Origin of the sequence: Acinetobacter sp. A3 (genome assembly GCF_012371415.1) — a bacterium.
In the GTDB taxonomy this organism is placed as follows: Bacteria; Pseudomonadota; Gammaproteobacteria; order Pseudomonadales; family Moraxellaceae; genus Acinetobacter.
Genome location: NZ_JAAZQW010000001.1, coordinates 68,643 through 94,073, shown reverse-complemented (window position 1 = coordinate 94,073; position 25,431 = coordinate 68,643). Strand labels below are relative to the sequence as shown.

The following is a 25,431-nucleotide window of genomic DNA, read 5'->3' as shown; positions in this document are numbered from 1 at the left end:
CACAGAGGTTTATGCAGCTACAGCCCTTATCAATTGTTTATAATCAAAAATCTGGATTTCATGCCAATCATAAAGACGATATTTATGAAGAGTTGTTGCACGTTTTATCGCAGCATGGCTTTGAAATTCAATCTTTTGACATTGGGGCGAGTACGGGCTTTGATGCGTTAATGCAACAGGTGTTGGCACGTCATCAACATCCTGATTTAGTGGGTGTGGTGGTGGCAGCGGGTGGAGATGGTACTTTAAATGCGGTTGCTGCAAAGTTAAAAGGGACATCTATCCCCATGGGGATTTTGCCTTTGGGCACGTTTAATTATGTGGCACGCTTACTGAATATTCCGTTAGATTTAATTGAAGCAGCACATGTGATCGCAACTGGCAGTACGCGTGCTGTGCATGTGGCACAAATCAATCAACACATCTATTTAAATAATGCCAGTTTGGGTTTATACCCTTTATTTATTCAAAAACGTGAGCGTTATAACCGTTATTTAGGACGCTTTCCTTTACATGCCTACACCTCGGCTTTAGATGTACTGCTGCGTGACCGTAAAGAATTAAAATTAGAAATAGAGGTCGATACAAAGCGCTATCCGCTGAAAACGCCGCTCATTTTCTTTGGGAATAATCAATTGCAACTGTCTGAAATGAATTTACGTATTGCCAAAGCTGCAGCAGCAGGCAAAGTCGCAGGTGTTGCCGTGGCAAAGTCTGATAAATTAACTTTATTTAAAATTCTGTGGCAATTAATTCAGGGGAAAGCTGAGCAAGCCAATGATATGTACAGTTTTGCAGCAGAGCAGGTGGTCATTCATAGTAAACGCCCTCAACTAACCGTGGCGCTTGATGGAGAAATTGTCAAAATGCGTCCGCCGCTGCGTATTTCAGTATTGAAAAATGCATTAAAGATTAAGGTGCCACATGCTGCTGCATCTGTCTGATTTGCACTTTGGCACTGAAAATGTGGCTTGTATGCAGGCAGTACAACAACTGTGTGCAAGTATGCGACCAGAAGCGGTCGTGGTCAGTGGTGATTTAACCCAACGTGCACGCTACGCACAGTTTTATGCCTGTAAGCATTTTTTAGACAGTTTGAATTTACCGTATTTGGTTGTGCCAGGTAATCACGATATTCCGCTATATCACCTTTGGAATCGTTTTTTTAGTCCGTTTGCACGGTATCAGTTGTTTTTTGGCCGTATGGAAACAATTTTGGAAACTGCCCATTTTTATGTGATAGGGGTGAACAGTATTCGGCGACGTTTTCATACCCGTGGGCATATTTCTTTGCATCAAATTCAGGAGATCGACGCCTTATTGCAAGCTGCGCCCAGCAATAAGTTAAAAATTTTGGTGGCACATCAGCCATTTTATACACCGCCCGATAATGTGCACGGTATTAAAGATTGTCCTGTGTTGGGACGTATTGCGTTGGAACAATGGAGCAAAAAAGGCTTGCATGCCTTGCTGCATGGCCATTTACACCAGCCTGCTGTATATGACCTCAATCAAATCTATGCACTTGGTGCAGCACATCCTGTGCTCGATATTCATGCAGGAACTGCAATTTCACAGCGTTTGCACCAAGGTATGCCGAATAGCTTAAATATAGTCTGCAATAATGGTGATGTGCAGCATTACATCTTTGATGTAGAACAAAAACAATTCGTGTTGTGGCCGCAAAACACAGAATAAAAGGTTGATCCACTCAACTTGTCTAAAAAAACAACAAAAACTGAAATATTTTTAGCGTTTCCCCTTGAAGCGAATTTTTCCATCCCCACAACTGTGTCATCTAAAATTTATTTTGATGATGACACATGGAATAAATAAGTCGTCATCAGGAATCTATACATAGACTTAGTCTGATGGAGTTATTTATGAGCAACATTCGTCCATTACATGACCGCGTAGTTATTCGTCGTGTTGAAGAAGAAACAAAAACAGCTGGCGGTATTTTGCTTCCAGGTTCTGCTGCAGAAAAACCAGCTCAAGGTGAAGTGATTGCAGTAGGTAATGGTCAAATCACAGACAATGGCGTGCGCGCTTTAGACGTTAAAGTGGGCGACAAAGTCTTGTTTGGTACGTATGCAGGCACCACAGTTAAAGTAGACGGTGAAGAACTTCTTATTATGAAAGAGTCTGACATTTTAGCGGTACTTGAAGGCTAATTTCAGCACTCGTTATTCAAAGTCAATTTGAACATTATTTAAAGATATTTGGAGTCAAACATGTCAGCTAAAGACGTAAAATTTGGTGATTCAGCCCGCACAAAAATGATTGCAGGCGTAAACATCCTTGCAGATGCAGTAAAAGTAACTTTAGGCCCTAAAGGTCGTAACGTAGTGATCGACCGTTCTTTTGGCGCACCGCACATCACTAAAGATGGTGTATCTGTTGCTAAAGAAATCACCCTAAAAGATAAATTTGAAAACATGGGTGCACAGTTGGTTCGTGAAGTGTCAAGTAAAACCAACGACATCGCAGGTGACGGTACAACAACTGCAACTGTACTTGCACAAGCCATTTTAAATGAAGGCATCAAATCTGTAACTGCGGGCATGAACCCAATGGATTTGAAACGTGGTATCGACATTGCTGTAAAAGCAGTGGTTGAAAACATTAAAGCGACGGCTAAACCTGCATCAGATACTAAAGCGATTGAACAAGTTGGTTCGATTTCTGCTAACTCTGATACGACTGTAGGTAAGTTAATTGCAGAAGCAATGGAGCGTGTGGGCAAAGAAGGCGTGATTACCGTTGAAGAAGGTTCAGGCTTTGAAGACTCACTAGACGTTGTAGAAGGTATGCAGTTTGATCGTGGTTATATCTCACCATACTTTGCAAACAAACAAGATACTTTAACTGCTGAACTTGAAAACCCATTCATTTTGTTGGTAGACAAAAAAGTGGGCAACATTCGTGAATTAATCACAGTTTTAGAAGCAGTTGCGAAAACAGGTAAGCCATTATTGATTATCGCTGAAGATGTAGAAGGCGAAGCGTTAGCAACACTTGTTGTAAACAACATGCGCGGCATTATTAAAGTATGTGCGGTGAAAGCACCTGGTTTTGGTGACCGTCGTAAAGCAATGCTTCAAGATATCGCAATCTTGACAGGTGCAACTGTGATTTCTGAAGAAATTGGTATGTCTTTGGAGCAAACTTCACTTGAGCACTTAGGTACTGCACACAAAGTAACAGTATCTAAAGAAAACACTGTGATTGTGGATGGTGCAGGCAATGCAGGTCAAATTGCTGAGCGTGTACAACAAATCCGTGCGCAAATTGAAGAATCAACTTCAGAATACGACAAAGAAAAACTTCAGGAACGTGTTGCTAAATTAGCGGGCGGTGTTGCAGTGATCAAGATTGGTGCGGCAACTGAAGTTGAAATGAAAGAGAAAAAAGACCGTGTCGATGACGCACTTCACGCAACTCGTGCTGCGGTTGAAGAAGGTGTTGTTGCAGGTGGTGGTGTTGCGTTAGTACGTGCAGCGAAAGCACTTGACGGTGTAACTGGTGCAAATGACGATCAAAATGTCGGAATTAACATTTTACGCCGTGCTATTGAAGCGCCACTTCGTCAAATTGTTGCAAACGCAGGCGATGAGCCATCTGTAGTGATCAATGCGGTGAAGAGCGGTGAAGGTAACTACGGTTATAACGCTGCAACTTCTGAATATGGCGATATGCTTGAAATGGGTATTCTTGACCCTGCAAAAGTAACACGTTCTGCGCTTGAGCATGCTGCATCTGTTGCGGGCTTAATGCTAACCACTGAATGTATGATTACTGAAATTCCAGAAGACAAGCCAGCAATGCCAGATATGGGTGGCATGGGTGGTATGGGCGGTATGATGTAATCCATCATCTTCCATAAAGTTAAAAAAAACCTCGTATTTTTAATACGGGGTTTTTTTATGGTGCAGGTTTTTGTTAGTTTGAAATTATGCACATGAAAAAGCAAAATTGCCCAACTAATTTCTATTTACACATTAAATGTGTGATATGTATCTAAACTACTTTTTTTTGTGAATAAAACTCATTATTCTATTTAGAACAATAAGAAAAACAAATGATTAAATAAATGCAATGCAGGCTGGAGTAGGCATTAAGGGGATAAAAATGGATAACCAAGAACACGAAATTATAGGCAGTATTTATGATGCCGCTGTAGATGTGAGTTTATGGCCGCAAGTAATTGAAAATATTGTTCAATATACAGATAGTAAAACCGCTATTTTTACTGCCTTAGATCAATTTAGCCCAAGTTACGATTTTTTATTTAGTCACAATATTCCAGATGAAGCTTTGCATGCCTATCGTGATGAGCGGATTCGCGTGATTGACATGCAGTTACACCGAGTATTGTGGGAAAATTTAGGTGTGGGGCAAGTAGCGAGCTCGGATTTATCGCATTATGGGGAAAACCCTGAAAGTGATGAATATATCTTTTATGAACGGTGTTTGAATCCGACGGGAATTAGTTATATCTCGGCTGTTTTGCTCGATCAGGGTTCACATCGTTGGGCAGTTTTAGGGTTACATCGTGCGCCAGATGTAGCGCCGTATCAACAAAAAGAGTTGGATTTTTTAAAGCATTTGGGTGTGCATTTGCGCCGTGCCTTACAAATCCATCGTCAATTTAGTTTGGTTAAACAAGAAAATTTAAGTTTGTATAGTGTGCTCGATCATTTAAAAACAGGTGTAATTTTGCTTGATCATCAGCTGAGTTTGATTTATTCAAACCCTTTAGCTCAAAGCATGATTGAACACGATTCATGTTTAGATTTGGATTTGTATAATCGCTTAAAAACCCATGCTTATGATCAAAGTCGTTTAGATCAATTATTAAATTCAGCCTTATTAGGACAGTCTGCATTGAATGCAGATGTAGGCGGTGTATTGGCTTTGTCAGATGCGAAAGGACAACAATTAATGCTGACTATCGTGCCTTTTTCTAAATTAAAAAATATGCAGCATCAAGATGCAGGACAACATCAAATTGCGGTATTTCTGACCGATAAGCATCAGCACTATGCTTTGTCAAAAGCCTATTTGCAGCAAGCTTATCAATTGTCTAAACGTGAGTTTGAGCTGTGTGAGTTGTTGTTGAATGGTTGTAAGTTAGAAGAAATTGCAGAACATTGTGGAATTACCCTCAGCTCGGTGCGTACCTATTTTAAGAATATTTATGAAAAAACCGGGTGTACATCGCAGATTGAATTGATGCATTTATTAATGGGCTGTACCATTCATTTTGAGCATATTGGTTAAAGCTGCCTAAGTCTAGCTTAGACAGCTTCTAAGAGTTTTTAGTTACTACGTTGTAGTGTAACAGGGTCTTCGCCTTGCGGATGCAAGGTCAGGCTTGTTCCTGAGATGCTATAAGTTGCATTAACTTTACTGCCATCCCAAGAGTCTTGTAATCCACTACATTCATTGGTGTCATATAAGACTTCTGTTGGTGTAAGCGTATTTGCTGTAATGGATAACTTACCATATTCAATTCCAGCCCAACCGCAATCGTCACCACCTTCTCCATCTAGGAAGAAGTAGTAATTATTGTCAAAGAAGGCAAAGAGTTGAGTTTCTGAGAACTTCCAAGTGCCGACTAGACTTGATGATTGTTTTACACGTGTCAGTTTATATGTACTATTTGCACCAGGTTCATGCAGAATTAAATAAGTGCCATCCGAGCTTAGAGTGTAGGGTTTACCATCACTAGCATGAGACAGACCTGCTGTACCATTTGTATCGTGAGTAATAGTTGGCTCAAAGCTGTTGTTTAAAGGGTTCCATAGAAGCGAGCCTAATTCAATCCCTGCTTGACTTTCAGCATCTTTTGGAGAAGCTTGTCCGAGTATATAATTACCATTCGTTAATATGTGTATCACTGCTACACTATTATTTTCATGCAATTGCCATGTGCCTGCGATATCTTTATAAAAAACTTGTTGTTGTTTAATAACGATTTCATCAGGGCTTACTAAGACTTGATCATTTAAGAGGTTAGTTTCTGAAATTTGAGTAGAGAAATTCTCAAAGGGTTGATCGAAAGTAATGCTAGGAATGTTTTTTAACTTCTCAAGTATTTCATCACTAATTTGCACTCCATCAGTATCAGGGTCTGAATCTAAAGCATCAATAAAGCTGAGTAGATTCTTTTGGGCAGTTTCATCTGTGAATAAATCTGCAGGAGAAATATTATCCTGAGCTGTAACTAGTCCACCAATTTGTACACCACTAATACTGAATTGAACTTTATCTCCAGATTGGTATTTAAAAGTTTTATTCTCTTCTGTAAGTGTGCCACTTATACCAGAACTGGTTTCATAGCTTACATTATCGACAGAACTATTTAAAAAAGTACCGTAATTCTCAGTGGTTTGATTTGATGGTGGTGGATTCTGATTGCTACCAGAATCATTGTCTGAACCGCCACATGCACTGAGTAAGCCTGCTAAAGTTAAGCATAATAAAGTTTTTTTCATCACGAATTCCTTGTTATTCAAATTGTCATGTCTGCAGTATAGAAATTAGATGAGTTTAGGTGCTATCCCAAAATTGGGAGGGTATAAGCCAAATATGTGAGGAATGATGGAGAAACAAGCATATTTTTGTGACAAAACTGCATTTTTTGATAGGTCGTCATAGAAGATCTATTTAGCTGTGGTAATTTGAGAAACCCTTTTAAGCTTTCTGATTTTGCTGATAAATTTGATGCTCTAGCAAGACTTAAATAACAACGCTGCCACCGAAAAGTGATCCTGTTTTATGCTGTCAAAATTTTTTATTGAACGTCCTATTTTTGCTGGAGTCCTGGCCATTATTGTCATGGCGTTTGGTATTTTTTCCATTTTAGGTTTGCCGGTCGAGCGTTATCCAGATATTGCACCACCCCGCATTACCGTGAGTGCCACTTATACTGGAGCTTCGGCAGAAACAGTGGAGGAGAGCGTGACCCAAGTGCTGGAGCAGCAGATTCGAGGGCTGGATCATCTGCTGTATTTTAGCTCGAGCAGTGATTCTTCGGGGCGCAGCCGTATCAGTATCAGTTTTGAAAATGGCACAGACCCAGATACCGCACAGGTACAAGTGCAAAATGCCATTAATGGTGCAATCAACCGTTTACCTGAAGATGTACAACGTCAGGGTGTAAATGTATTCAAATCACTAGGTGATATGCACATGGTGATTGGCTTGTACGATGCTACAGGCAAAAGCAGTAATATTGCCTTATCAGATTATATGATGAGCCATTTGGAACAAGACCTTGCCCGTATTGAGGGTGTAGGAGAGGTCGATGTTTTTGGTTCGCAATATGCCATGAGAGTTTGGCTAAACCCTTTAAAGCTTAAACAATATGCCTTAATGCCCAGCGATATTCGGGCAGCAGTACAAGCACAAAATACACAGGTTGCCGCAGGGGCAATTGGAGAATTACCGACTGCTCAGGATCAATACCTCAATGCCAAAGTTACCTCAGGTTCACGCTTAAAAACTGTAGAAGAATTTGAAAATATTATTTTAAAGGCCAATCAAACAGGTGGCTTTGTTTATTTAAAAGATGTTGCTCGTATTGAATTGGGAGCAGAAAATTATCAAAGTTTTAATACCATTAATGGTTTTCCATCGGCAGGCATGGGGATTTCCTTATCTTCAGGGGCGAATGCGCTGCAAACCTCGGCTTTAATTCAAAAAGAAATACAGCATTTAAAACAGCAGTTACCTGACGGCTATCAAATCGTATTTCCAAGAGACAACACGCCATTTGTACAGGAATCGATTAAAGAAGTGGTGAAAACTTTAATTGAAGCAGTCATTTTGGTGGTGATAGTCATGTTCCTATTTTTACAGAATTGGCGCGCCACACTTATTCCCACCGTGACTGTGCCTGTGGTGATTTTAGGGACGATGGCCATTCTGCAAGTATTTGGCATGAGCATCAATACCCTGACTTTATTTGCGTTGGTCTTGGCGATTGGTTTATTGGTGGATGATGCGATTGTGGTGGTGGAGAACGTAGAGCGCTTAATGCATGAACAGCAGCTTAACGCTAAACAGGCCGCCATTGTATCCATGCAGGAAATTAGTGGTGCTTTGGTGGGTATTACCTTAGTACTGACAGCAGTATTTATTCCTATGGCATTTTTTGGTGGGTCAACAGGCGTGATCTATCGTCAGTTTTCCATTACGTTAGTTACTGCAATGGCTTTATCCTTACTGGTTGCGCTCATTTTAACGCCTGCATTATGTGCTTTGATTTTAAAGCCGAATCCACAGCCTGCAAAATGGGCGTTGTGGTTTAATCAAAAACTGGAACAATTCAAACAACGCTATCTCCAGCTTTCTGCATGGACCATGCAACATAAGAGCATCTGTCTGGTTGTTTTTGCTAGTTTACTCACGGTCTTTGCCTTATTTTACCGTGCATTGCCAACCAGTTTTATTCCCAATGAAGATCAAGGCATGTTATCTGTTCAGATTAAATTACAAGAAGGTGCACCATTATCGAAAAGCCGAGAAGTGGGAGAAAGTGTCCGTGCATATTTCATGCAGCAAGAGGCAGACAATGTTGACTTGGTGATGCTGCGTTATGGACGAAATTTTTCGGGAACGGGACAGAATTTAGGCCAAGGCTTTATAGCACTTAAACATTGGGATGAACGAATGGGTAAAGCGAATACCGCAGAAGCCATTCGTGAACGGGCGATGCAACATTTTCGTCAGCATCCTGATGCCCAGATTATGATTGGATTGCCTGCTTCAGTACGTGGCTTGGGGCAAACCGACAGTCTAGAGTTTTGGATTCGGGATGTGAATGGTGCAGGGCGGGACTTTTTAACGCAACAGTTTGAGAACTTAGCGAAGCAAGCGAGCCAATACTCAAGTTTTGAAAATTTGGATCAGCGTGCTAACCCAGAAAAAGCTGAATTAAATGTCACGATGGATCAGAAACAAGCCATGGCAGCGGGTCTAACCCAAACTGCAATCAACAGCACTTTGTCGGCTGCATGGGGTGGCAATTATATTAATGATTTTATTGATCGCGGCCGAATTAAACGTGTGATTATGCAAGGCGATGCAGAGTTTCGTGCTCAACCTGAAGATTTATATCAGTGGTCGGTACGTAATCAACAAAACCAGATGGTGCCATTTAGCCAGTTTGCCCAGCTAAGCTGGGGTGGTGGGCCTGAAGTGGTCAATCGTTTCATGGGATATAGCGCCTTGCAAATGGAAGCCGATACGACAGAAGGCAAAAGTTCTGGTCAGGCTATGCGTGATTTGGAACAATTAGTTGCACAGCAACAAGGAATAGATTTGGCATGGAGTGGATTGTCTTATGAAGAAAATCAGTCCAGCGCTCAAGCCTTAATTTTATATTTGGTTTCAATTGGTTTTATTTTTCTGTGTTTGGCTGCCTTGTATGAAAGCTGGAGCATTCCAACCGCAGTAATGACTGCAATTCCATTGGGTATAGGTGGCAATATTCTATTTAGTTATTTTGCCGGCTTTCCTAACGACATTTATTTTCAAATTGCCTTACTGACCACCATTGGTTTGTCTTGTAAAAATGCAATATTAATTGTGGAATTTGCCTCTGTGGCGCAGCAGCAGGGAAAACAAGTGGTGCAAGCTGCTTTAGAAGGTGCGAGTTTACGGCTTAGACCAATTTTAATGACTTCATTGGCATTTGGCGCAGGTATATTACCATTGGTCTTCGCTTTTGGTGCAGGCGCAGCAAGCCGTCAGGAAATTGGCGTAAGTGTGTTGGGTGGGGTAGTGTTTGGCACAATTTTAGTCTTAATTTTTATTCCGTTTATGTATGTGTTGATTCGTTCGGTGTTTAAACCTAAAGTACAAAAAATCTAAGCTTGTTATCGCTTAAAAAATGATTTTAATGAAATGCTTAGCTGAGTTTTAGGCTATGATGTTGCTCCAAGCTCAAGCCTGTAAAATTAGCAAGCTTAATCTTAAATTTACTAAATACTGTGAAAATCTTTAGCTCATATTTCATTCGTATTTGGCTACGCCCGTGGGCTGATGGTATTGGTGTTTGGCATGAAACTTTTACACACTGAACAGTTAGAACATGCACTGCAATCACATCAATACAGTGCCGTGCAGGAGATAATTCAAAATATTAACCCTGCCGATTTAGCCGATTTAATACAGTATTTAAGTCTGCAAGCTCAGGTCAGTTTAATTGAACAATTAGACAGTGCTGCCTTGGTGATGGAGTTTTTGCCCTTACATTCACAGCTAAAAATTGCTGAAACCATTGCTCCTCTGAAATTAGTTGCTTTGATTTCAGAGATGCATTCAGATGATCGCACTGACTTATATAAATTACTGTCACCCAATTTACAACGCTATATCAGCTTAAATATTGCAGAAGAAAAGCGCGCTCAAATTCAGTCCTTGGCGCATTATCCCGAAGAGTCGGCTGGCGCCATTATGAGCTCCGACTTTGTGGTGCTTTCGCCTGAATTAAATATGCAGCAAGCCATAGATGAACTGCGCACAATGACAGCAGATCGGGAAACTTTATACCTGATTTATATTGTAGATGAGGCTATGAAACTGCTTGGCGTCATTTCTTTAAGGGAGATTATCCAAAATCCGCCTGAGCAAAAAATTAAACAGGTGATGTGTACCGACTTGGTGACTGGTTTGGTCACAGAAGATCAGGAAAGTATTGCCCTAAAACTCAGTCATTATGATTTCCTAGCCTTGCCGATAGTGGATGATGAACAGCATTTGTTGGGGATTGTCACTTATGACGATGCAATGGATGTGGTGCAGGCTGAAACTACGGAGGACTTTTTAAAGTCGAGTGCCGTTGGTTCGTCGCCTGGACTGAGTATGAAAACTGCACCTATTTTATTTTTATACCGTAAACGTGTGTTTTGGCTGGTGATTCTAGTCTTTGGCAGTTTGTTGTCTGGTATGGGAATCGCACACTATGAAGAAATTATTGCTGCACATATTGTATTGGTGTTCTTTTTACCGTTGTTGGTGGGCAGTGGTGGAAATGCAGGTTCTCAGTCTGCAACACTGATGGTGCGAGCACTGGCCACTGGCGATGTGCAGTTTAAAGATTGGTTGTATCTGCTTGGGCGTGAAAGTTTAGTCGCGCTATGTTTAGGTGGCACTATGGCGTTTGCAGTCTCTATTTTAGGGTATTACCGTGGCGATCTTATGGTTTCACTGGTGCTGGCTTTGAGTATGATGGGCATTGTCCTGATGGGCTGTTTAATTGGAATGAGCCTGCCTTTTATCCTGAATCGTTTGAAGCTAGACCCTGCGAGTGCATCTGCACCGTTGGTGACTTCCATTTGTGATGCAACAGGCGTGGTGGTGTATTTATTTATTGCTTCACAGCTTTTACTTTAAATATCGGGCTTCTGTTGCCTTAAATAAATCCTTTAAGCACTTTAAATTCATTTTAGATTAGCATTTATAAAAACATAACAGACCTGAGTAAAAATCTGCTTTATTCTCAAATAGATTGCTTTAAAAAAGACATAAATATTGCTATGCCTCAATCTCCACTTTCAAATGCCAATCCTCGTGCTAAAAAACTCAGTCAAGATGAGGTGATTCGTTTAGAGCGAGATTTAGCCAAATTTGCCAATATGATGGATTCAGTGGTACGTATTCCATTTACCAAGCAGGGTGTCGGGGCAGATGCTGCTCTGGGGACACTTCCCGTGGCAGGAGATGTCGCTGGTTTTGCCTTGACCTGCTATGCCATTTATAAAGCCAAACAAATTGGTGTGCCGCAAAGTAAACTTACGCCAGTCATTAAACTGGCTGTGGTAGATGCAGTGGTCGGTTTTGTGCCAATTGTCGGAACAGTCTTTGATGTATTTATTCGTCCGAGTCGTAAAGCTTTAGATGTGGTGCATAGCCATATACGTGAAGAATATCAAATTCAGAGTGAACACCATGTCACGCATCCTTTTTTACATGAGCAATTAGAACGTAAACAGCAACAGTCGGCATTTTGGCGTAATCCTGTTGTGGCATGGCTTTGGATTCATTTACCCGATTTATTGGGAGTACTGTTTTTAATCTTGCTCGTTTGGGCTATGTGGTTGGGCGCAAACTGGTTGTGGCAGTGGTCACAAACTTTTGCAGTATAAAATAAGTAAAGTTTGGCTTTTGGCTTGTATGCAGTTATAAAAAAAGCTTCCCGAAGGAAGCTTTTTTGTTGTGAAAGCACAATGTGTTGAACAGTCTTAAGGCAAGTTTAATTGTTGTAATGCCGCAACACGTTGTTCAATGCTCGGGTGAGTTTGGAACAATGCAGCCAAACTAAACCCTTGTTCTTTACCTGCAGAAATTGCAAAAGCTTTCATTTCTTTTGGCATAGCATCTGGCATTTCAGACTCTGCTTGTAAACGTAATAACGCAGAAATCATAGCTTGTTTACCTGCCAAACGTGCACCTGCTTCATCTGCACGGTACTCACGTTGACGCGAGAACCACATCACAATTGAAGACGCCAAAATACCAAAGACAATATCTAATACAATGGTAATTGCAAAGTAAGCCAAGCCTGGGGCTTCGCCATCTTCACGACCAAAGACATTACGGTCAATAAAGTCACCTGCAACACGAGCAAAGAACATAACAAATGCGTTCACAACACCTTGAATCAGTGCCAGTGTAACCATGTCACCATTGGCAACGTGGCCAATTTCGTGTGCCAGTACCGCGCGTAATTCATCTTTATTCATGCGCTCAAGCAAGCCAGTAGATACAGCCACTAAAGCATCATTTTTGTTCCAACCCGTTGCAAAAGCATTAGATTGATAAGAAGGGAAAATACCCACTTCTGGCATTTTAATACCAGCACGTTGCGACAATTGTGCAACTTCATTTAATAACCACGCTTCAGCTTGGTTACGAGGGGCATTCGGGTCAATTAATTCAGTCCCAGTTGTTTTTTTCGCCATCCATTTAGACATGAATAGAGAAATTAAAGAGCCAACCATACCAAAGACAAAACAGATGACCAACAGGTTGCCTAGGTTTAAGCCACCCGCGCCATGGTAACTACCGACACCGAAGAGTGACAAAATTATGCCAGCTACAACCAGTACCGCGAGGTTGGTTAGCAAGAACAAACCAATCCGCATCATTGAGTAAATCCTCTTATATTGAAAATGTAATCTGATTTGTTAATAAATCATGTCGTTAAATATGCGGTGTATGTCTTAAAAATTCAAGAAAAAATAATAAAACTGTACCAAAAATATCGACTTTATTCTGAAATGAAAATACGTGCTGAAGCGGTGGCATTGCCCGTGGCATAAGAGCCCGTTGGTGCATCGGTAAAGCTACCATCTGCAGCCATAATAATTTGTCGTTGTGGGCGTTTGTTCACGCTGACTTGATGGTTGCTAGCGCTATAATTATCTGACTGCGCAATAATTTGTGCATTTTGGGCAGTACTGCTGCTTGAAGCATTATTATTTTGAGGGCTACCAGCGCTCACCCCATTGGCATATAGGTTGCTATAGCGGCTGGTAACACGACGGACGTAGTCCTGTGTTTCACGAAAAGGTGGTACACCGCCGTATTTTGCGACGTTGCCTTCACCTGCGTTATAACCTGCCAAGGCCAAGGTGGTATTGCCATTAAAGCGTTTTAATAACCATGCTAAATATTTTGCACCCGCCATAATGTTTTGATGCGGATCATAAGCATTGCTGACATTAAAACGACGTGCTGTCGCAGGCATAAGCTGCATTAAACCTTGCGCACCAACAGGGGAACGTGCGTTTACATTAAAGCCCGATTCGGTATGCATGACCGCTTTAATTAAACCTTCAGAGATGCCATGTTGTTGTGCGGCTTGCTGAATAATATGGTCAAAGGCATTTTTATTGCGGCTATAACTTGGCAATACTGAAGCTTCAGATGAACCCCAGTTGCGATAGCTGTGAATATTGCTGTCTGCGTAATAGGTGACTTTAACTTTTTTTAGGGAACGGTCGTTACTTTTACGATTGGTCAGTAGGGTGCTGCCATTATTGTCTTTATACATATAAATCTGACCTGCATGTGCAGCCGTAAGCAATGGCATGCTACTAACAGATCCAAAAAAACACAGTAAAAAAACCTTCATTTTATTTTTCATGGTGTGATTACACTAAAAGCTGTCCCCAAACAGTTGTTACGAGTTTAACAAAAATCTCACAGATGAAAAGACTTTGTACAAATTCATTTACAGGAGTAGCGAAAAAAATCAAGCGAAATTGCTGACAGAGTAATCAAAAAAAATATTTATTTTTTTTTAATTGGCTTAGCTTGACACACTTAAATCATTGATTTTTATTTAAAATAAAAATGATCACAAAATGATCAATTTAAAGAGAAGCCTTAGAATATCGGCAAGAGGCCTTGTCAAGTTGTTTTAAATCCACAAAGTTATCCACAGGATTTGTGGAAAACTGTGGAAAAGTCCAAAAGATAAGCATCTTGCCGAAAAACTGAACGCGAGGGTTCAAAATAACATGCGGTTCAATACAGCCCGATGACAAAAATTTTGATTCCGATGAATTTGCATTCTTTTGATGCGATGTTGGTCTGAATCGGCTAAAATTGCGCGGTAATTTTTTTCATGGGTTAATCTCGTCTATGTTCTCACCCGTTGAGTCCGATCAAGGATTTAATTTCAAGCCAGAACTCCCAACCAGCTCTGCGTATTATCGTTTGTTGAAAAAGCTGCGTCGCCAAGTCGGGCATGCGATTCGTGACTTCAATATGATTGAAGATGGCGATAAAGTCATGGTGTGTATTTCTGGCGGGAAAGACAGTTATACCTTGCTGGACATTATGTTGCAGTTTAAACGTATTGCGCCAATCAATTTTGATGTGGTGGCAGTCAACCTAGACCAAAAGCAACCTGGTTTCCCTGAAGATGTATTACCGCGTTATTTAGAAGAAAATAACATTCCGTATTATATTTTGGAAAAAGACACCTATAGCATCACCAAGCGTTTAACCCCTGAAGGAAAAACCTATTGTGCGGTATGTTCACGTTTGCGCCGTGGTTCGCTCTATGGCTTTGCACAGGAAATTGGTGCAACCAAAGTGGCGCTTGGACATCACCGTGATGATATTTTGGCGACTTTTTTCTTGAACTTGTTCCATGGGGGCAGTTTAAAGGCGATGCCGCCGAAGCTACTTTCTTCAGACAAGAAAAATATGTTGATTCGTCCACTGGCTTATGTGGAAGAAAAAGACATCATCAAATATGCAGAAATGCGCAAATTCCCAATTATTCCGTGTAACTTGTGTGGTTCACAGGAAAACTTACAGCGTGCGATTATTAACGACATGCTGCGTGAGTGGGATAAAGCCCATCCTAAGCGTTTACACAGTATTTTTGGTGCTTTGCAGAATGTATCGCCATCACAATTGGCAGACCGAGAATTATTTGACTTTGAAGCTTTAGATAGCCAGCGTGTATTTGATTTTGCAGATCAGGCTGAACAAAATGCTGCTGAGCAGAACAAGCGCATCAATATGGTCAATTTAGGCTACGCTGCAGACTAAGTTTAAATAGTGCGTCAATCCTAGATTCAACATGAACCCCAAGCTTCGGCTTGGTGTTTTTTATGCTATTGATTTATTTGATAAAGTATTAAATATACAAAAACTGAACGTCCCGTACAAAATTTCTTAGCCTTTATTCAGGTTATCATGCTATAACAATCAGCAAGCAAAATAGCTTAATAATGATGGTGTCTGGATAGACAACACACATGCACAAATATATTGAGGAAGAATCATGCCTGCTTTTTTAACTGATGATTGGTTTGCGACTGTAGAAAACTTAACGGCTCAAGCTGGTGATTTAAATTTACCTCCTGCATTGGCAAATCTAGCAATTAACTTAGTGGTGACTGATGCTGCAGGCAACACCGAGTTGTCTTTAGATGGCGGTAAAATCCAAAAAGGTTTGGCGGACAACGCGAAAACAACATTAAATATGGATGCGGAAACCTTACGCAAAGTCTTCTTAGAATTTGATATGGCTGCTGCAATGCAGGCTTTCATGACAGGTAAAATCAAAGTACAGGGTGATATGTCACAATTAATGGCATTGCAAACTGCAAAACCAAGCCAAGAACAAAAAGATTTGTTTAAGAAGATTCTTGAGCAATCTGCTTAATTAAAGTCATTTCTGCTGTAGTGGGTATTTATTGCCGCTACAGCATTAAAAAAGCCTAGCTGACGTATCAACTAGGCTTTTTTATTTGGGCTATAAATAAGAAGCTACAAAATCAAATTTGCGATTTAAGTGACTTAGATGTTAACCAATTGTGGTGTGGTCTTAATATGCTCTAAATAAGCACGAATACGGGTCACGTATTGCACCGCTTGACGATAACGACCATTGCTGGCTTTGTTACGGTCTAAATAAGCATATAAGTTCACCCAGTTATTTGGGTTTTTACCTTGCGCACGAATTCGCTTCTGAATCTGACTGACTGCGCCTGGGCCCATGTTATAAGCCACCAGTGCGTACCAGTTACGATCAGGGAACGGAATATGATCATAGCGGTTCAGCATTTGGTCATAATACTTGGCACCACCCTGAATACTTTGAGCAGGATCGGTACGGTTACTGACACCCATTGCTTTGGCTGTATTGTTGGTCAGCATCATAATGCCACGCACACCTGTTGGCGACACAGAATTAGGTTTTAGGTAAGATTCCTGATAGCCAATGGCTGCCAAAAGATGCCAGTCCAAATCATACTGAGTTGCTGTCTTTTTAAAGTTTGCCTTATATAAAGGTAGACGATTACGCAAATCACGTTGGATCAGATCCCACGATTCTTGCTTAACAACATTACGGTTATAAAATGAAGCCAATTGGCTAATAGAACCGTTTTGTTTGCCACGGCAAACAAAGTTACTTGCAGTTTGGCTCAGTGGATCATCTGCATGTTTAAACACCCAGTTCAGCTCGCTATTCAAGCCATTACGCTTTAGGGTATTTAAATCGCCACAACTGGCAGAAAATGCAGTGAGTTGCTGATTTTCGATACTTTGGATACTCGATGTGGTCATCGCAAAGTTGGCTTTACCAGAAGAAACCCATTTTAAAGCTGTGGCATTGTCGCTCACAGTTTTAAATTCGAGTTTCACATTCATGCTTTCGGCATAGTTACGCACTAGGTCATAACCAAAGCCATGTAAATGCTGTCCATCTTTAAAGACAGTCGTTGAATTGGCTACTGAAACGACGGTCAATTTATTTTGATTGACGACGTTGTCAAACTGATGGGCCGTTTTGCCTGCGTTAATACTGTGAAATGGGAGAAATGCAGTACTTAAAGCAAGGACTTTTAAAGGAAGACGATTAAAAAATGAGTGAAGGCTAAGCCTAGACCCAGACGTTGAACTACTGTGCATGTTGGCTCCGCTACAAGTAATTTATGCCCTAAAAAGCAAAGGCAACATGCCTTGAACTTTTTCAAGTTTGATAAATTCAATAAGGGTTGGGCAGTCATGACGTCATTCAAAATGACTTGGGATTAAAGGGAAACATGTGTAGAATTTCTACACGGGTTAAAAATTGAACAATATAAAAAGATGTGCGAATAATAAAGACGAAATTTTTGGATGTCAAATTTTGTACACCAATTTTTTGAAAAATGTAACATAAGATATTAATTTTATTAAGGAATAAAATTTATAAACTTTAGTTGTGTAGAAAAATGCAATAAAATAGACAATTGATGTTAACCAAATGTAAAAAAATGGCGGCAAAAACACCGTGAAATCTAACTTAATTACACGTTCTGGACACGATAAACTGGTCGCTGAACTACAACATTTATGGCATGAAGAACGACCTGAAATCACGAAAAAAGTGAACTGGGCAGCAAGCCTTGGCGATCGGTCGGAAAATGCGGATTACCACTATAATAAGAAAAGGTTGCGTGAAATAGACCGTCGGGTGCGGTACTTAGGTAAGCGTTTAGAAGAGTTACGTATAGTCGATTTTTCTCCTGAACAAGAGGGGAAAGTGTATTTTGGTGCGTGGGTCGAAATTGAAAATGAACAAGGCGAGCAAAAGACGCTAAGAATTGTGGGAGTAGATGAAATTTATGATCATCACCCGCAGCATATTTCAATTGAATCTCCTATGGCGCGGGCTTTGCTGTCTAAACAGATAGATGATGAAGTAGACGTACACACACCTTTAGGTAAAAAGAGCTGGTTTATTAATTCGATACGTTATGAAAAGCCTGAAATCACACAAGAAGGCTGATTTTTGATTTTATTTTGTACATTTGGAGCATAATTTTTAGAAAATATTTGCCAAGCTGAATTTTTCTTTATATGATAGCCGCCATTGGAAGCGTGGCAGAGCGGTTTAATGCACCGGTCTTGAAAACCGACGAGGGTGTGAGTCCTCCGTGAGTTCGAATCTCACCGCTTCCGCCAAATTTTATCTTTTGATTGATAAAATCAGAAGTTATAAATATGAAGAATGAGATACAAGCTATCACTTCTAAGTCATATTTAAAAAAGCAGTAAGATCATTTCTTACTGCTTTTTTTTATGGTGGATATGTTGAGTCCAATAAGCTGCTGAGTATTCAATGTAAATGAGCCTCAGCAATCAATTGTTCTGCCATTTGTTTAGTCTTTTTTAAACCAGGCATACGGTATTCTGTATGACCATAATCCTTAATTGATTTCCAACGACCACCCCAAGTCAAACCTACAGACTCAGCAACTTCACCATAAAGCTCATAGCCACGCATTGCCCACGGATCCCGTTCTGAAATGACCACTTTACCGTTGCGTTTGAAAGCAACATCGGCGGCTAAAGCAAATTGATGATAACTTTGATAACCTTGAGCGCGCGTTGTATTACGATTGCCTGCCAACATATTTTGGCGACTTGGGCTACGATAGCCTTCGAGTAACACCAATTCATAGCCATGTTTTTCTTTCATAATTTTGAATACCATAAGTAAACGTTGCTTATAGCGTGGATTGATTTTATCCCATTTACGATTCACCAAAGACGTATCTAAACTCGCATGAGAATGCGGCAGTGCATCCTCAATTCGTGTTGTATAAATACTTGTATCGCTTGAATGTTGCGTTAAATAAGCTTGTTCAAGTCGAGTCGCTTTTACAATTGCATCTTGAATCAGGTGCACATCTATATCTGGCGGTGGACTGAGTATTTCACCATTCAATAAAGCATAAACCTGTGGGTCAGTTTCTTTTAAATATTTGGCTTCAATACGTGTAGAGTTGATGGGGCGTGTAAATGCAAACACAAGAATACTGGCAAATAAAAAGAAACCTGCAATTAAAATCCACCATTGTTGTAAGTGCCAATGCGTTTGCAATTTTTCAGGTGAGGCAGCCTGATGCATATTCTCTGCAAATCGCATGGCATGGACAATTCTCTTTTTTCCGCTTGGGAGCAAGGATTGCAACAGTTGTTGGCACTGATCACGTATCTCATAAGACATGAGTAGCGTTAATCCAAACGCTACTGACACAAAGCAGAAAAAATCAGAAAGACCATGGCTTATTGAGCTTCATTTGCAGCGATAGGTTTTTGCGTTACTGTGATTTTTAAGCTTGCGGCAGGTGTTTCAGGGTCAGATTCTGTTATGTTTTCAGGCATAGTTTTAGGCGTGACAATTTTTTCAAGTGCATCTACTGCTTTGGGTACTGTTTTATTATGACGTTTTGATAAATTTTCAGGTGCTGCGGTAGATACAGACTTGGCTTTTGGTTCATTTGCAAATGGTGAACTCTGCTGCCCAGTTGGAGATGGCGCTGCTACAGGAGCATGTTGGAAAAATTTATTTAAATCATGGCTTGCTGGCTGTATAAAATTATTATCTTCCTCGGACTCTATCGCTTCAGGCTGAACAAAAAATTATTGATGATGCACTCAAAAATAGAATTGTTGAATTTGAATCAGGTAGTTCAATTTTGACAGAGGCAGGTAAAAAAATTCTGGATGAAATGGCCGTGGCTTTAAACTCGGTAGGTGCCAAGAAAGTCAAAATTATTGGACATACAGATAGTTCAGGGGATGCTCAAAAAAATACGGTATTAAGCCAAGCGCGTGCAGTTGCTGTGCAAGACTACTTGGTGGCTAAAAACATCGCAGCGGATCGTTTAAGTACGGAAGGCAAGGGTTCAAGTCAGCCAGTTGCAGACAATGCAACAGCAGAAGGTCGTAAGAAAAACCGCCGTATTGAATTTGAAGTACTTTAAAAGTTTAGATATTAAAATGTAGGTGATGTAATGATGGCAAGTCCCTATATGGTTGTGGCTTGCCCAAGCTGAGGGTATAAGATTAGCGTCGCATGTTGCTTGCTAAAATTTATGACCTCACCAATGTGCTGTAGTTGGAGGCTTAGGTCATTGATGGTTTGACTTCTTATTCTATGTGAGCATGAGAAAAGTATTTATTTTTTGTATTCGACTATTTAAAAGCTAATCTAAGAAGTAAAAAACTTAATTCGTGATGGGATAAATTCTAAAACAAAAAAACCATCCCGAAGGATTAATGCCAGTCAGTTAAGAAATTGACTGGCATTTTCTTGGATATTTTTGTGCTTTAATTTTCACTACTCGCGGACATTGCCTTTGCCTTTTTTCAGGTAATACAAATATTTTAGATTGTTCAAATAATTGTGCTAAATGTTTGGGTAGATTTCCTGCTGATTCTAAAGGTGTGTGCCTTAAGATATTGATAATACTCATAGATGCAATATGGAAACTGATCCTTAAAGGACTCACCTTTGCATGTTCAGCGATAAACCTCATCTGTCTTCTTAAGATATTATAAGCAATAAATACCCCCCACAATTCTTGATAGACCAAATCAGGTTGTTTGCTTCTTAAAATTCTTGCATCCTGTAAATCACTTTTAATTTCCCGATAACACATTTCTATTTCCCAACGCTGGATATAAAGCATTGCAAGGTCTTTGAATGGATAAACTTTAGAATCTGTTAATGATGTAATGTAACGTCTTATTTTTCCTGCATATTCAACTTCAATTAAACGTGCTTCCCAATAGTCACCCAATGACGGATTTATCTTTTTTGCTCTTGCTGAAACAGGCATTTTGATCTGAAAGTCATGGGCCGCATTATGATGAATCACTTCATAACGCAGGTTGTCCTTTGCTCGCATCAACCAATGACTCTCTTCTGCCTGAGATTGCCAACTCACTAAAAAATCAGCAGAGAAGTAAGCACGATCAAATAGGGTAATACTGCGAACTGGTGCTTTTAATTGACTGGCTAAGGTTAATTCACCTTGATCCATACTGCCAATTTGGGCATCAATCATTTCATGTGTATTGGTATTCACCAGGCAAGTCGCTCTGACTTGTGGGTAAGGGGCAGCTGCTGTTTTGCCTTTGGATGAACCAAAGTGCTTAAAGTTTTCTTCTGTATGAGGCATAGACCAAACCACACCATCTACAGCACAAACGCATAGACCGTGAAAGTTGCTATATTGTTGTTGTGAGTCTTTAAACCATGCCTGACTTAATGTCGAAAATAAAGCACTCATGGGCTCTAAGCCTAAGCGCTGTCTTGCTTGTACGGATGCACTCGGTACACAGTATTCTGCCGTACCGAAAACAAGTTGCAATTGTTGAACCACATACCAAATCGGTTGATTTCGAAATAGAGCAAGTCCGATTACCAGCCAAACAACATGTTCAGCAGGCAGTTTTCTTTTTCGAATTGATGCTTTACCTGTTTGGTTTAAGCAATCTTCAATCCAGTTTAAATCAATCAATTCACTGAATTGTGAAAGTGAAGGTAGGGTTTGTTTTAATGTTAAATCTAAATTCTGAGATAAATTCATAAAAAAAGAGCGTATTTACATACGCTCTTTTTACAGTATTTTAACTTTTTTTGCTTAACTGACTGGCATTATCCCGAAGGATGGGTTTTTTTAGATTTGGAAATAATTAATTAGAAGCGGTAACCAATTTTTAAGCCGTATGCCCATGCATCGTTGTCTTCAAACTCTGCAACATAATCAGAACCGCCTGCTTGAGCACCTGTTTGGGCTTTAGCATCACCCAACATGAAGTATTTTACACCACCTGCAATAAAGTAGTTTGGTGCAGGTGAGTATTGAACCCCTAGACCCACGTTCCAATAACCTTCAGTAGGACCAAGAGTTGAGACAGGGTTACCTGCACCAGAGTCCCAACCTACAGAAACGTTACCAGCCCATTGATCATTTAATTTACGACCTACACCTACGTTTGCAGACCATTGGTCATCTGAATATTCTACAAGAGAAAAACCATTTGGACGCTTAACTAAAGGACCAACAGCTTCTGCAGCTTTACCAAACTTATACGGTGTGATCGAGAAATCTTTCCAGTTCACCCAGCGTACATTTGCAAATGCTACAGTATTCGCCATGATGCCTGTTTGGAAGTCTAAGTTCACCGATTGTGGTGTTGTAATTTTAGTTGTACCTTTAGCTTCGTTAGCTGCTGAAAAATTTGTTACTGCTTGGCTAATTCCTGCAATTTGTTGTGGTGGTAAACCTAAACTTGGTAGTTGATTAGCAAGACCTGGTAATGCAGTTGCTAAAGGAGTGGCTAGACTTAATTTTTCATTGGCAACGAATTCATGATCAATTTCAGAGCGGTAAGTGACTGAAGCTTTTAATGCAATTTCAGGAATTTGAAATGCTGCACCAGCTAACCAACCTGCAGCAGAGTCTTCTTTAATGTTTGCATCGTATCCATTAAAAACGCTGTAAGCTGAGCCGCGTAGTTTTACATTACCTTTAATGGTTTGATATACACCACCACCATAAATATTAAAATTCTCAGTTGGTTGGAAGCCAAAAATCATAGAAATGTTTTGTGTATCGACTTCAACTGAAGTACTGCCTGTAGTAGCACCGCCAATAGCTGTTGTTGTAATTGGTAGTGTACTTAGTACTCGATCTGTTGGTGCAGCAACAAAAACACTATTAGCTGAATATTCGGCATCAGCACCAAAGGGTTGGTCGTAAAGCAGACCAAAAGAGAAGTTATCAGTAAGTTGGAATTTTAATGCGGCACTTGGGAAATAGTAATCGCCCGCCATATCACCAATTTGACGATTTGTTGTGCTTGTGCCAGCTTCCTGTCCAGATACATCTGGGTCTAATACAGAAATACCTGCTTCAAAGTAGTTACCCGGTTGTAAGAACGCAGCAATAGATTGACCAGAACGATCTAGAGCTGCAGCAAAAGCACCTGTCATTGGTACAGTTGCTAAAATCATTGCTGTGCTTAGTGCTTTTAATTTCATTATACATTTCCCTTGGGCTATAAAGTCTTTTATGACAGTTTTTGTTGATGCTTTAAGCTTTCATCTAGGATGATTTCGGCTTGTACTCACCGAGACCATTTATTACTCCATGTGACAAAAATATCACAATTAAAATAAGAGTAAATGCTCTAGAAAAAACTATTCAGTTTAAAAATTAAACCAAATAGAGTATTTGTTCTAATAAAGAGGTGTTTTTATTCTATTAGTACTTGATAAATAAGAAATAAAATTAATAAATTTGCATTTGGTAGGGTGTTTTTGATTGATTAAAAAAAATACTATTTTTGTAGTAAAACCCATTGTCGCTTGGTGTATTTCGCAACAATGGGACTTATTAACGTGTGGTTTTTCCAAGCTTTGCCAATAAAATAACAGGAATAAGACCGACCAATACAATCAACAAGGCAGCCACAGCACCATCTTCATAGGTTCCTCTAGAAGCTTCTGCATACAATTGGGTAGCGAGTGTTTCCATATTTAGTGGACGGAGCAATAAAGTTGCTGGCAGCTCTTTCATGCAGTCTACAAAAATTAATAAAGCTGCAGAAATAATGGCAGGACGCAATAATGGCAAGTGCACACGCCATAAAATCGCAAAGCTGTTTTGTCCTAAATTACGTGCAGCATCATCAAAAACACCATGAATACGGTTATAGCCTGACTCAATGCCACCTACTGAAATAGCTAAAAAACGCACAGCATAAGCATAAATAAGGGTAAAACTGGTGCCGAGGAATAATAAACCTGTGTGTATCCCTAATTTAAATTCTAAAAAGTCGGCAATGGTATGATCAATTTTACCCAAAGCCAGCATGAGACCAATCGCTAAAACGGTTCCTGGAATGGCATAACCTAAGCTAGAAATGCGGCTAAACCAGTTGTGTTTGCTAAAACGTGCAGCACTAACAATAAAGAAGCCAATCAAAATGGTGACGATGGTGGCAATACTGGCAAGCGTCAGTGTGTTGATGGATGCTTGGATCAGATAATCTGAGAACCCTGCATATTGAATACGTTTATAGGATTCGACCAATAAATGACTGGTTGGAATTAAAAAGCCAATACAGACAGGAATTAAACCTAAACCCAATAATACAAGTGCTTTAGTACCTTTGACCGATTGTGCAGGCATTAAACGGCTGCGTTGTGCAGAGTTCATATAGCGCTGTTTACGTCGACCTAAACGTTCCACCAAAACCAATAAGGTAATGATCATCAACATGAAAATGGCAATTTGCGCTGCGCCAGCCAAGTCAGATTGATTGGTCCAGGTTGAATAAATCGACAAAGTTAAGGTTTTAATGCCTAAAAATTCTGTTGCACCAATATCATTAATGGTTTCCATTAAAACTAGACTAGTACCCACAGCAATCGCAGGACGTGCTAATGGAATCGCAACACGTAAAAACACTTGATCAGGTTTTAATCCTAATGTACGTGAGACCTCAATTAGACTGGCCGATTGCATCAGAAACATTGCACGGGTGCTTAAATACACATACGGATACAGCACAAAGCTAAGTAAGAAGATGCCGCCCCAAACGCTACGAATATTGGGAAACCAAAACTGTTGTAATTCTAAATTAAACCAATCACGCAGAATGCTTTGCATAGGACCAATAGGATGCAAAATGTCGATATAACTATACGCAATAATATAAGTTGGTACAGCTAAAGGCAGCAGTAAGGCCCAATCTAAAAATGCACGACCTCGGAATTGATATGCTGTTACAATCCATGCGCTGCCTGTACCAATCAGGATGGTGAGAATTCCCACACCCAACAATAAAATCCCAGTTTCTGCCAACGTGTGTGGAATTACATAACGCAGCAGATGCCCCCAAATTTCACTATCACCTTGTAATGCTGTCCAAATTAAAGCGACCACAGGTAAACAGGCGAGTAGTGTCAATAACCCACTGAGCGAAAATAAAAAATTAAATTTATTTTTAAGCATTGCAATAGAGGCACTAAATAAGGGGGGAGGGAACAGTTGCGCATCTTACAATGCAAATCGCTGCACTGTAAGATAAAAGCAGAAAATT

General features: G+C 40.1%; 19 protein-coding genes, 1 tRNA gene and 1 pseudogene. 13 read left to right on the top strand and 8 right to left on the bottom strand.

Going from position 1 to position 25,431, the window contains the following annotated elements:
* Positions 1 to 11: 11 nt before the first annotated feature.
* From HHA42_RS00420 to HHA42_RS00400, 5 genes are all read left to right on the top strand, one after another.
* Positions 12 to 944, top strand: a complete 933-nt coding sequence (locus tag HHA42_RS00420; protein ID WP_252726286.1) for a diacylglycerol kinase family protein — start codon at positions 12 to 14, stop codon at positions 942 to 944.
* Positions 925 to 1,698, top strand: coding sequence for a metallophosphoesterase (locus tag HHA42_RS00415; RefSeq protein WP_168525047.1), 774 nt, complete (start codon positions 925 to 927; stop codon positions 1,696 to 1,698). The genes HHA42_RS00420 and HHA42_RS00415 overlap by 20 nt, the downstream gene beginning before the upstream one ends.
* 185 nt (positions 1,699 to 1,883) lie before the next feature.
* The gene (locus HHA42_RS00410) at positions 1,884 to 2,174 is read left to right on the top strand and encodes a co-chaperone GroES (protein ID WP_004972131.1); all 291 of its coding nucleotides are present in this window, start codon (positions 1,884 to 1,886) and stop codon (positions 2,172 to 2,174) included.
* 60 nt (positions 2,175 to 2,234) lie between these two features.
* Positions 2,235 to 3,869, top strand: a complete 1,635-nt coding sequence (groL, locus tag HHA42_RS00405) for a chaperonin GroEL (protein WP_168525030.1) — start codon at positions 2,235 to 2,237, stop codon at positions 3,867 to 3,869.
* A 262-nt stretch (positions 3,870 to 4,131) separates the two neighbouring features.
* Positions 4,132 to 5,283, top strand: a complete 1,152-nt coding sequence (locus HHA42_RS00400; RefSeq protein WP_168525028.1) for a helix-turn-helix transcriptional regulator — start codon at positions 4,132 to 4,134, stop codon at positions 5,281 to 5,283.
* A 38-nt stretch (positions 5,284 to 5,321) separates the two neighbouring features.
* Here HHA42_RS00400 and HHA42_RS00395 read toward each other — a convergent pair whose 3' ends face one another.
* Positions 5,322 to 6,500, bottom strand: a complete 1,179-nt coding sequence (locus tag HHA42_RS00395; RefSeq protein WP_168525026.1) for a hypothetical protein — start codon at positions 6,498 to 6,500, stop codon at positions 5,322 to 5,324.
* A gap of 283 nt (positions 6,501 to 6,783) precedes the next feature.
* Here HHA42_RS00395 and HHA42_RS00390 point away from each other — a divergent pair, with 283 nt between their 5' ends.
* The 3 genes from HHA42_RS00390 to HHA42_RS00380 all read left to right on the top strand — a co-directional run bounded on the left by HHA42_RS00390 (position 6,784) and on the right by HHA42_RS00380 (position 12,158).
* Entirely contained in the window at positions 6,784 to 9,882 is a 3,099-nt protein-coding gene (locus HHA42_RS00390) for a multidrug efflux RND transporter permease subunit (protein WP_168525024.1), read from the top strand.
* Positions 9,883 to 10,071: 189 nt separating this feature from the next.
* Complete coding sequence (gene mgtE / locus HHA42_RS00385; protein WP_168525022.1) at positions 10,072 to 11,406, top strand: magnesium transporter; 1,335 nt, start codon at positions 10,072 to 10,074, stop codon at positions 11,404 to 11,406.
* A gap of 143 nt (positions 11,407 to 11,549) precedes the next feature.
* The gene (locus HHA42_RS00380) at positions 11,550 to 12,158 is read left to right on the top strand and encodes a DUF4112 domain-containing protein (RefSeq protein ID WP_168525020.1); all 609 of its coding nucleotides are present in this window, start codon (positions 11,550 to 11,552) and stop codon (positions 12,156 to 12,158) included.
* A gap of 96 nt (positions 12,159 to 12,254) precedes the next feature.
* On the opposite strand, the gene htpX is transcribed toward HHA42_RS00380, so the two are convergent.
* Together htpX and HHA42_RS00370 are read right to left on the bottom strand one after the other, a co-directional pair.
* The gene (htpX, locus tag HHA42_RS00375; protein ID WP_168418829.1) at positions 12,255 to 13,160 is read right to left on the bottom strand and encodes a protease HtpX; all 906 of its coding nucleotides are present in this window, start codon (positions 13,158 to 13,160) and stop codon (positions 12,255 to 12,257) included.
* 122 nt (positions 13,161 to 13,282) lie between these two features.
* Positions 13,283 to 14,107, bottom strand: a complete 825-nt coding sequence (locus HHA42_RS00370; RefSeq protein WP_252726285.1) for a lytic transglycosylase domain-containing protein — start codon at positions 14,105 to 14,107, stop codon at positions 13,283 to 13,285.
* Positions 14,108 to 14,661: 554 nt separating this feature from the next.
* On the opposite strand from HHA42_RS00370, the gene ttcA reads away from it, so the two are divergent.
* The gene (gene ttcA, locus HHA42_RS00365) at positions 14,662 to 15,582 is read left to right on the top strand and encodes a tRNA 2-thiocytidine(32) synthetase TtcA (protein WP_104853169.1); all 921 of its coding nucleotides are present in this window, start codon (positions 14,662 to 14,664) and stop codon (positions 15,580 to 15,582) included.
* Between the two features lie 235 nt (positions 15,583 to 15,817).
* Complete coding sequence (locus HHA42_RS00360; protein ID WP_004972111.1) at positions 15,818 to 16,201, top strand: SCP2 sterol-binding domain-containing protein; 384 nt, start codon at positions 15,818 to 15,820, stop codon at positions 16,199 to 16,201.
* A 134-nt stretch (positions 16,202 to 16,335) separates the two neighbouring features.
* Here the strand turns inward: HHA42_RS00360 and HHA42_RS00355 are convergent, their stop codons facing one another.
* Positions 16,336 to 17,451 carry a transglycosylase SLT domain-containing protein gene (locus HHA42_RS00355; RefSeq protein WP_168418827.1) on the bottom strand — a complete coding sequence of 372 codons (1,116 nt, stop codon included), beginning with the start codon at positions 17,449 to 17,451 and terminating at the stop codon, positions 16,336 to 16,338.
* 364 nt (positions 17,452 to 17,815) lie between these two features.
* Here HHA42_RS00355 and greB point away from each other — a divergent pair, with 364 nt between their 5' ends.
* On the top strand, positions 17,816 to 18,313 hold the full coding sequence (greB, locus tag HHA42_RS00350; protein WP_168525018.1) for a transcription elongation factor GreB: 498 nt from the start codon (positions 17,816 to 17,818) through the stop codon (positions 18,311 to 18,313).
* An 86-nt stretch (positions 18,314 to 18,399) separates the two neighbouring features.
* Positions 18,400 to 18,489: transfer RNA gene (locus tag HHA42_RS00345), tRNA-Ser, on the top strand.
* A gap of 154 nt (positions 18,490 to 18,643) precedes the next feature.
* Here the strand turns inward: HHA42_RS00345 and HHA42_RS00340 are convergent.
* Positions 18,644 to 19,537, bottom strand: coding sequence for a M15 family metallopeptidase (locus HHA42_RS00340; protein WP_168525016.1), 894 nt, complete (start codon positions 19,535 to 19,537; stop codon positions 18,644 to 18,646).
* 391 nt (positions 19,538 to 19,928) lie between these two features.
* Here HHA42_RS00340 and HHA42_RS00335 point away from each other — a divergent pair.
* Positions 19,929 to 20,297, top strand: a pseudogene (locus tag HHA42_RS00335) (OmpA family protein); the annotation flags it as partial.
* 306 nt (positions 20,298 to 20,603) lie between these two features.
* On the opposite strand, the gene HHA42_RS00330 reads toward HHA42_RS00335, so the two are convergent.
* From HHA42_RS00330 to HHA42_RS00320, 3 genes are all read right to left on the bottom strand, one after another.
* On the bottom strand, positions 20,604 to 21,908 hold the full coding sequence (locus HHA42_RS00330) for an IS4 family transposase (RefSeq protein WP_168525014.1): 1,305 nt from the start codon (positions 21,906 to 21,908) through the stop codon (positions 20,604 to 20,606).
* Between the two features lie 110 nt (positions 21,909 to 22,018).
* The gene (locus tag HHA42_RS00325; protein WP_168525012.1) at positions 22,019 to 23,365 is read right to left on the bottom strand and encodes an outer membrane protein transport protein; all 1,347 of its coding nucleotides are present in this window, start codon (positions 23,363 to 23,365) and stop codon (positions 22,019 to 22,021) included.
* Between the two features lie 355 nt (positions 23,366 to 23,720).
* Complete coding sequence (locus tag HHA42_RS00320) at positions 23,721 to 25,343, bottom strand: iron ABC transporter permease (RefSeq protein ID WP_168525009.1); 1,623 nt, start codon at positions 25,341 to 25,343, stop codon at positions 23,721 to 23,723.
* Positions 25,344 to 25,431 lie beyond the last annotated feature (88 nt).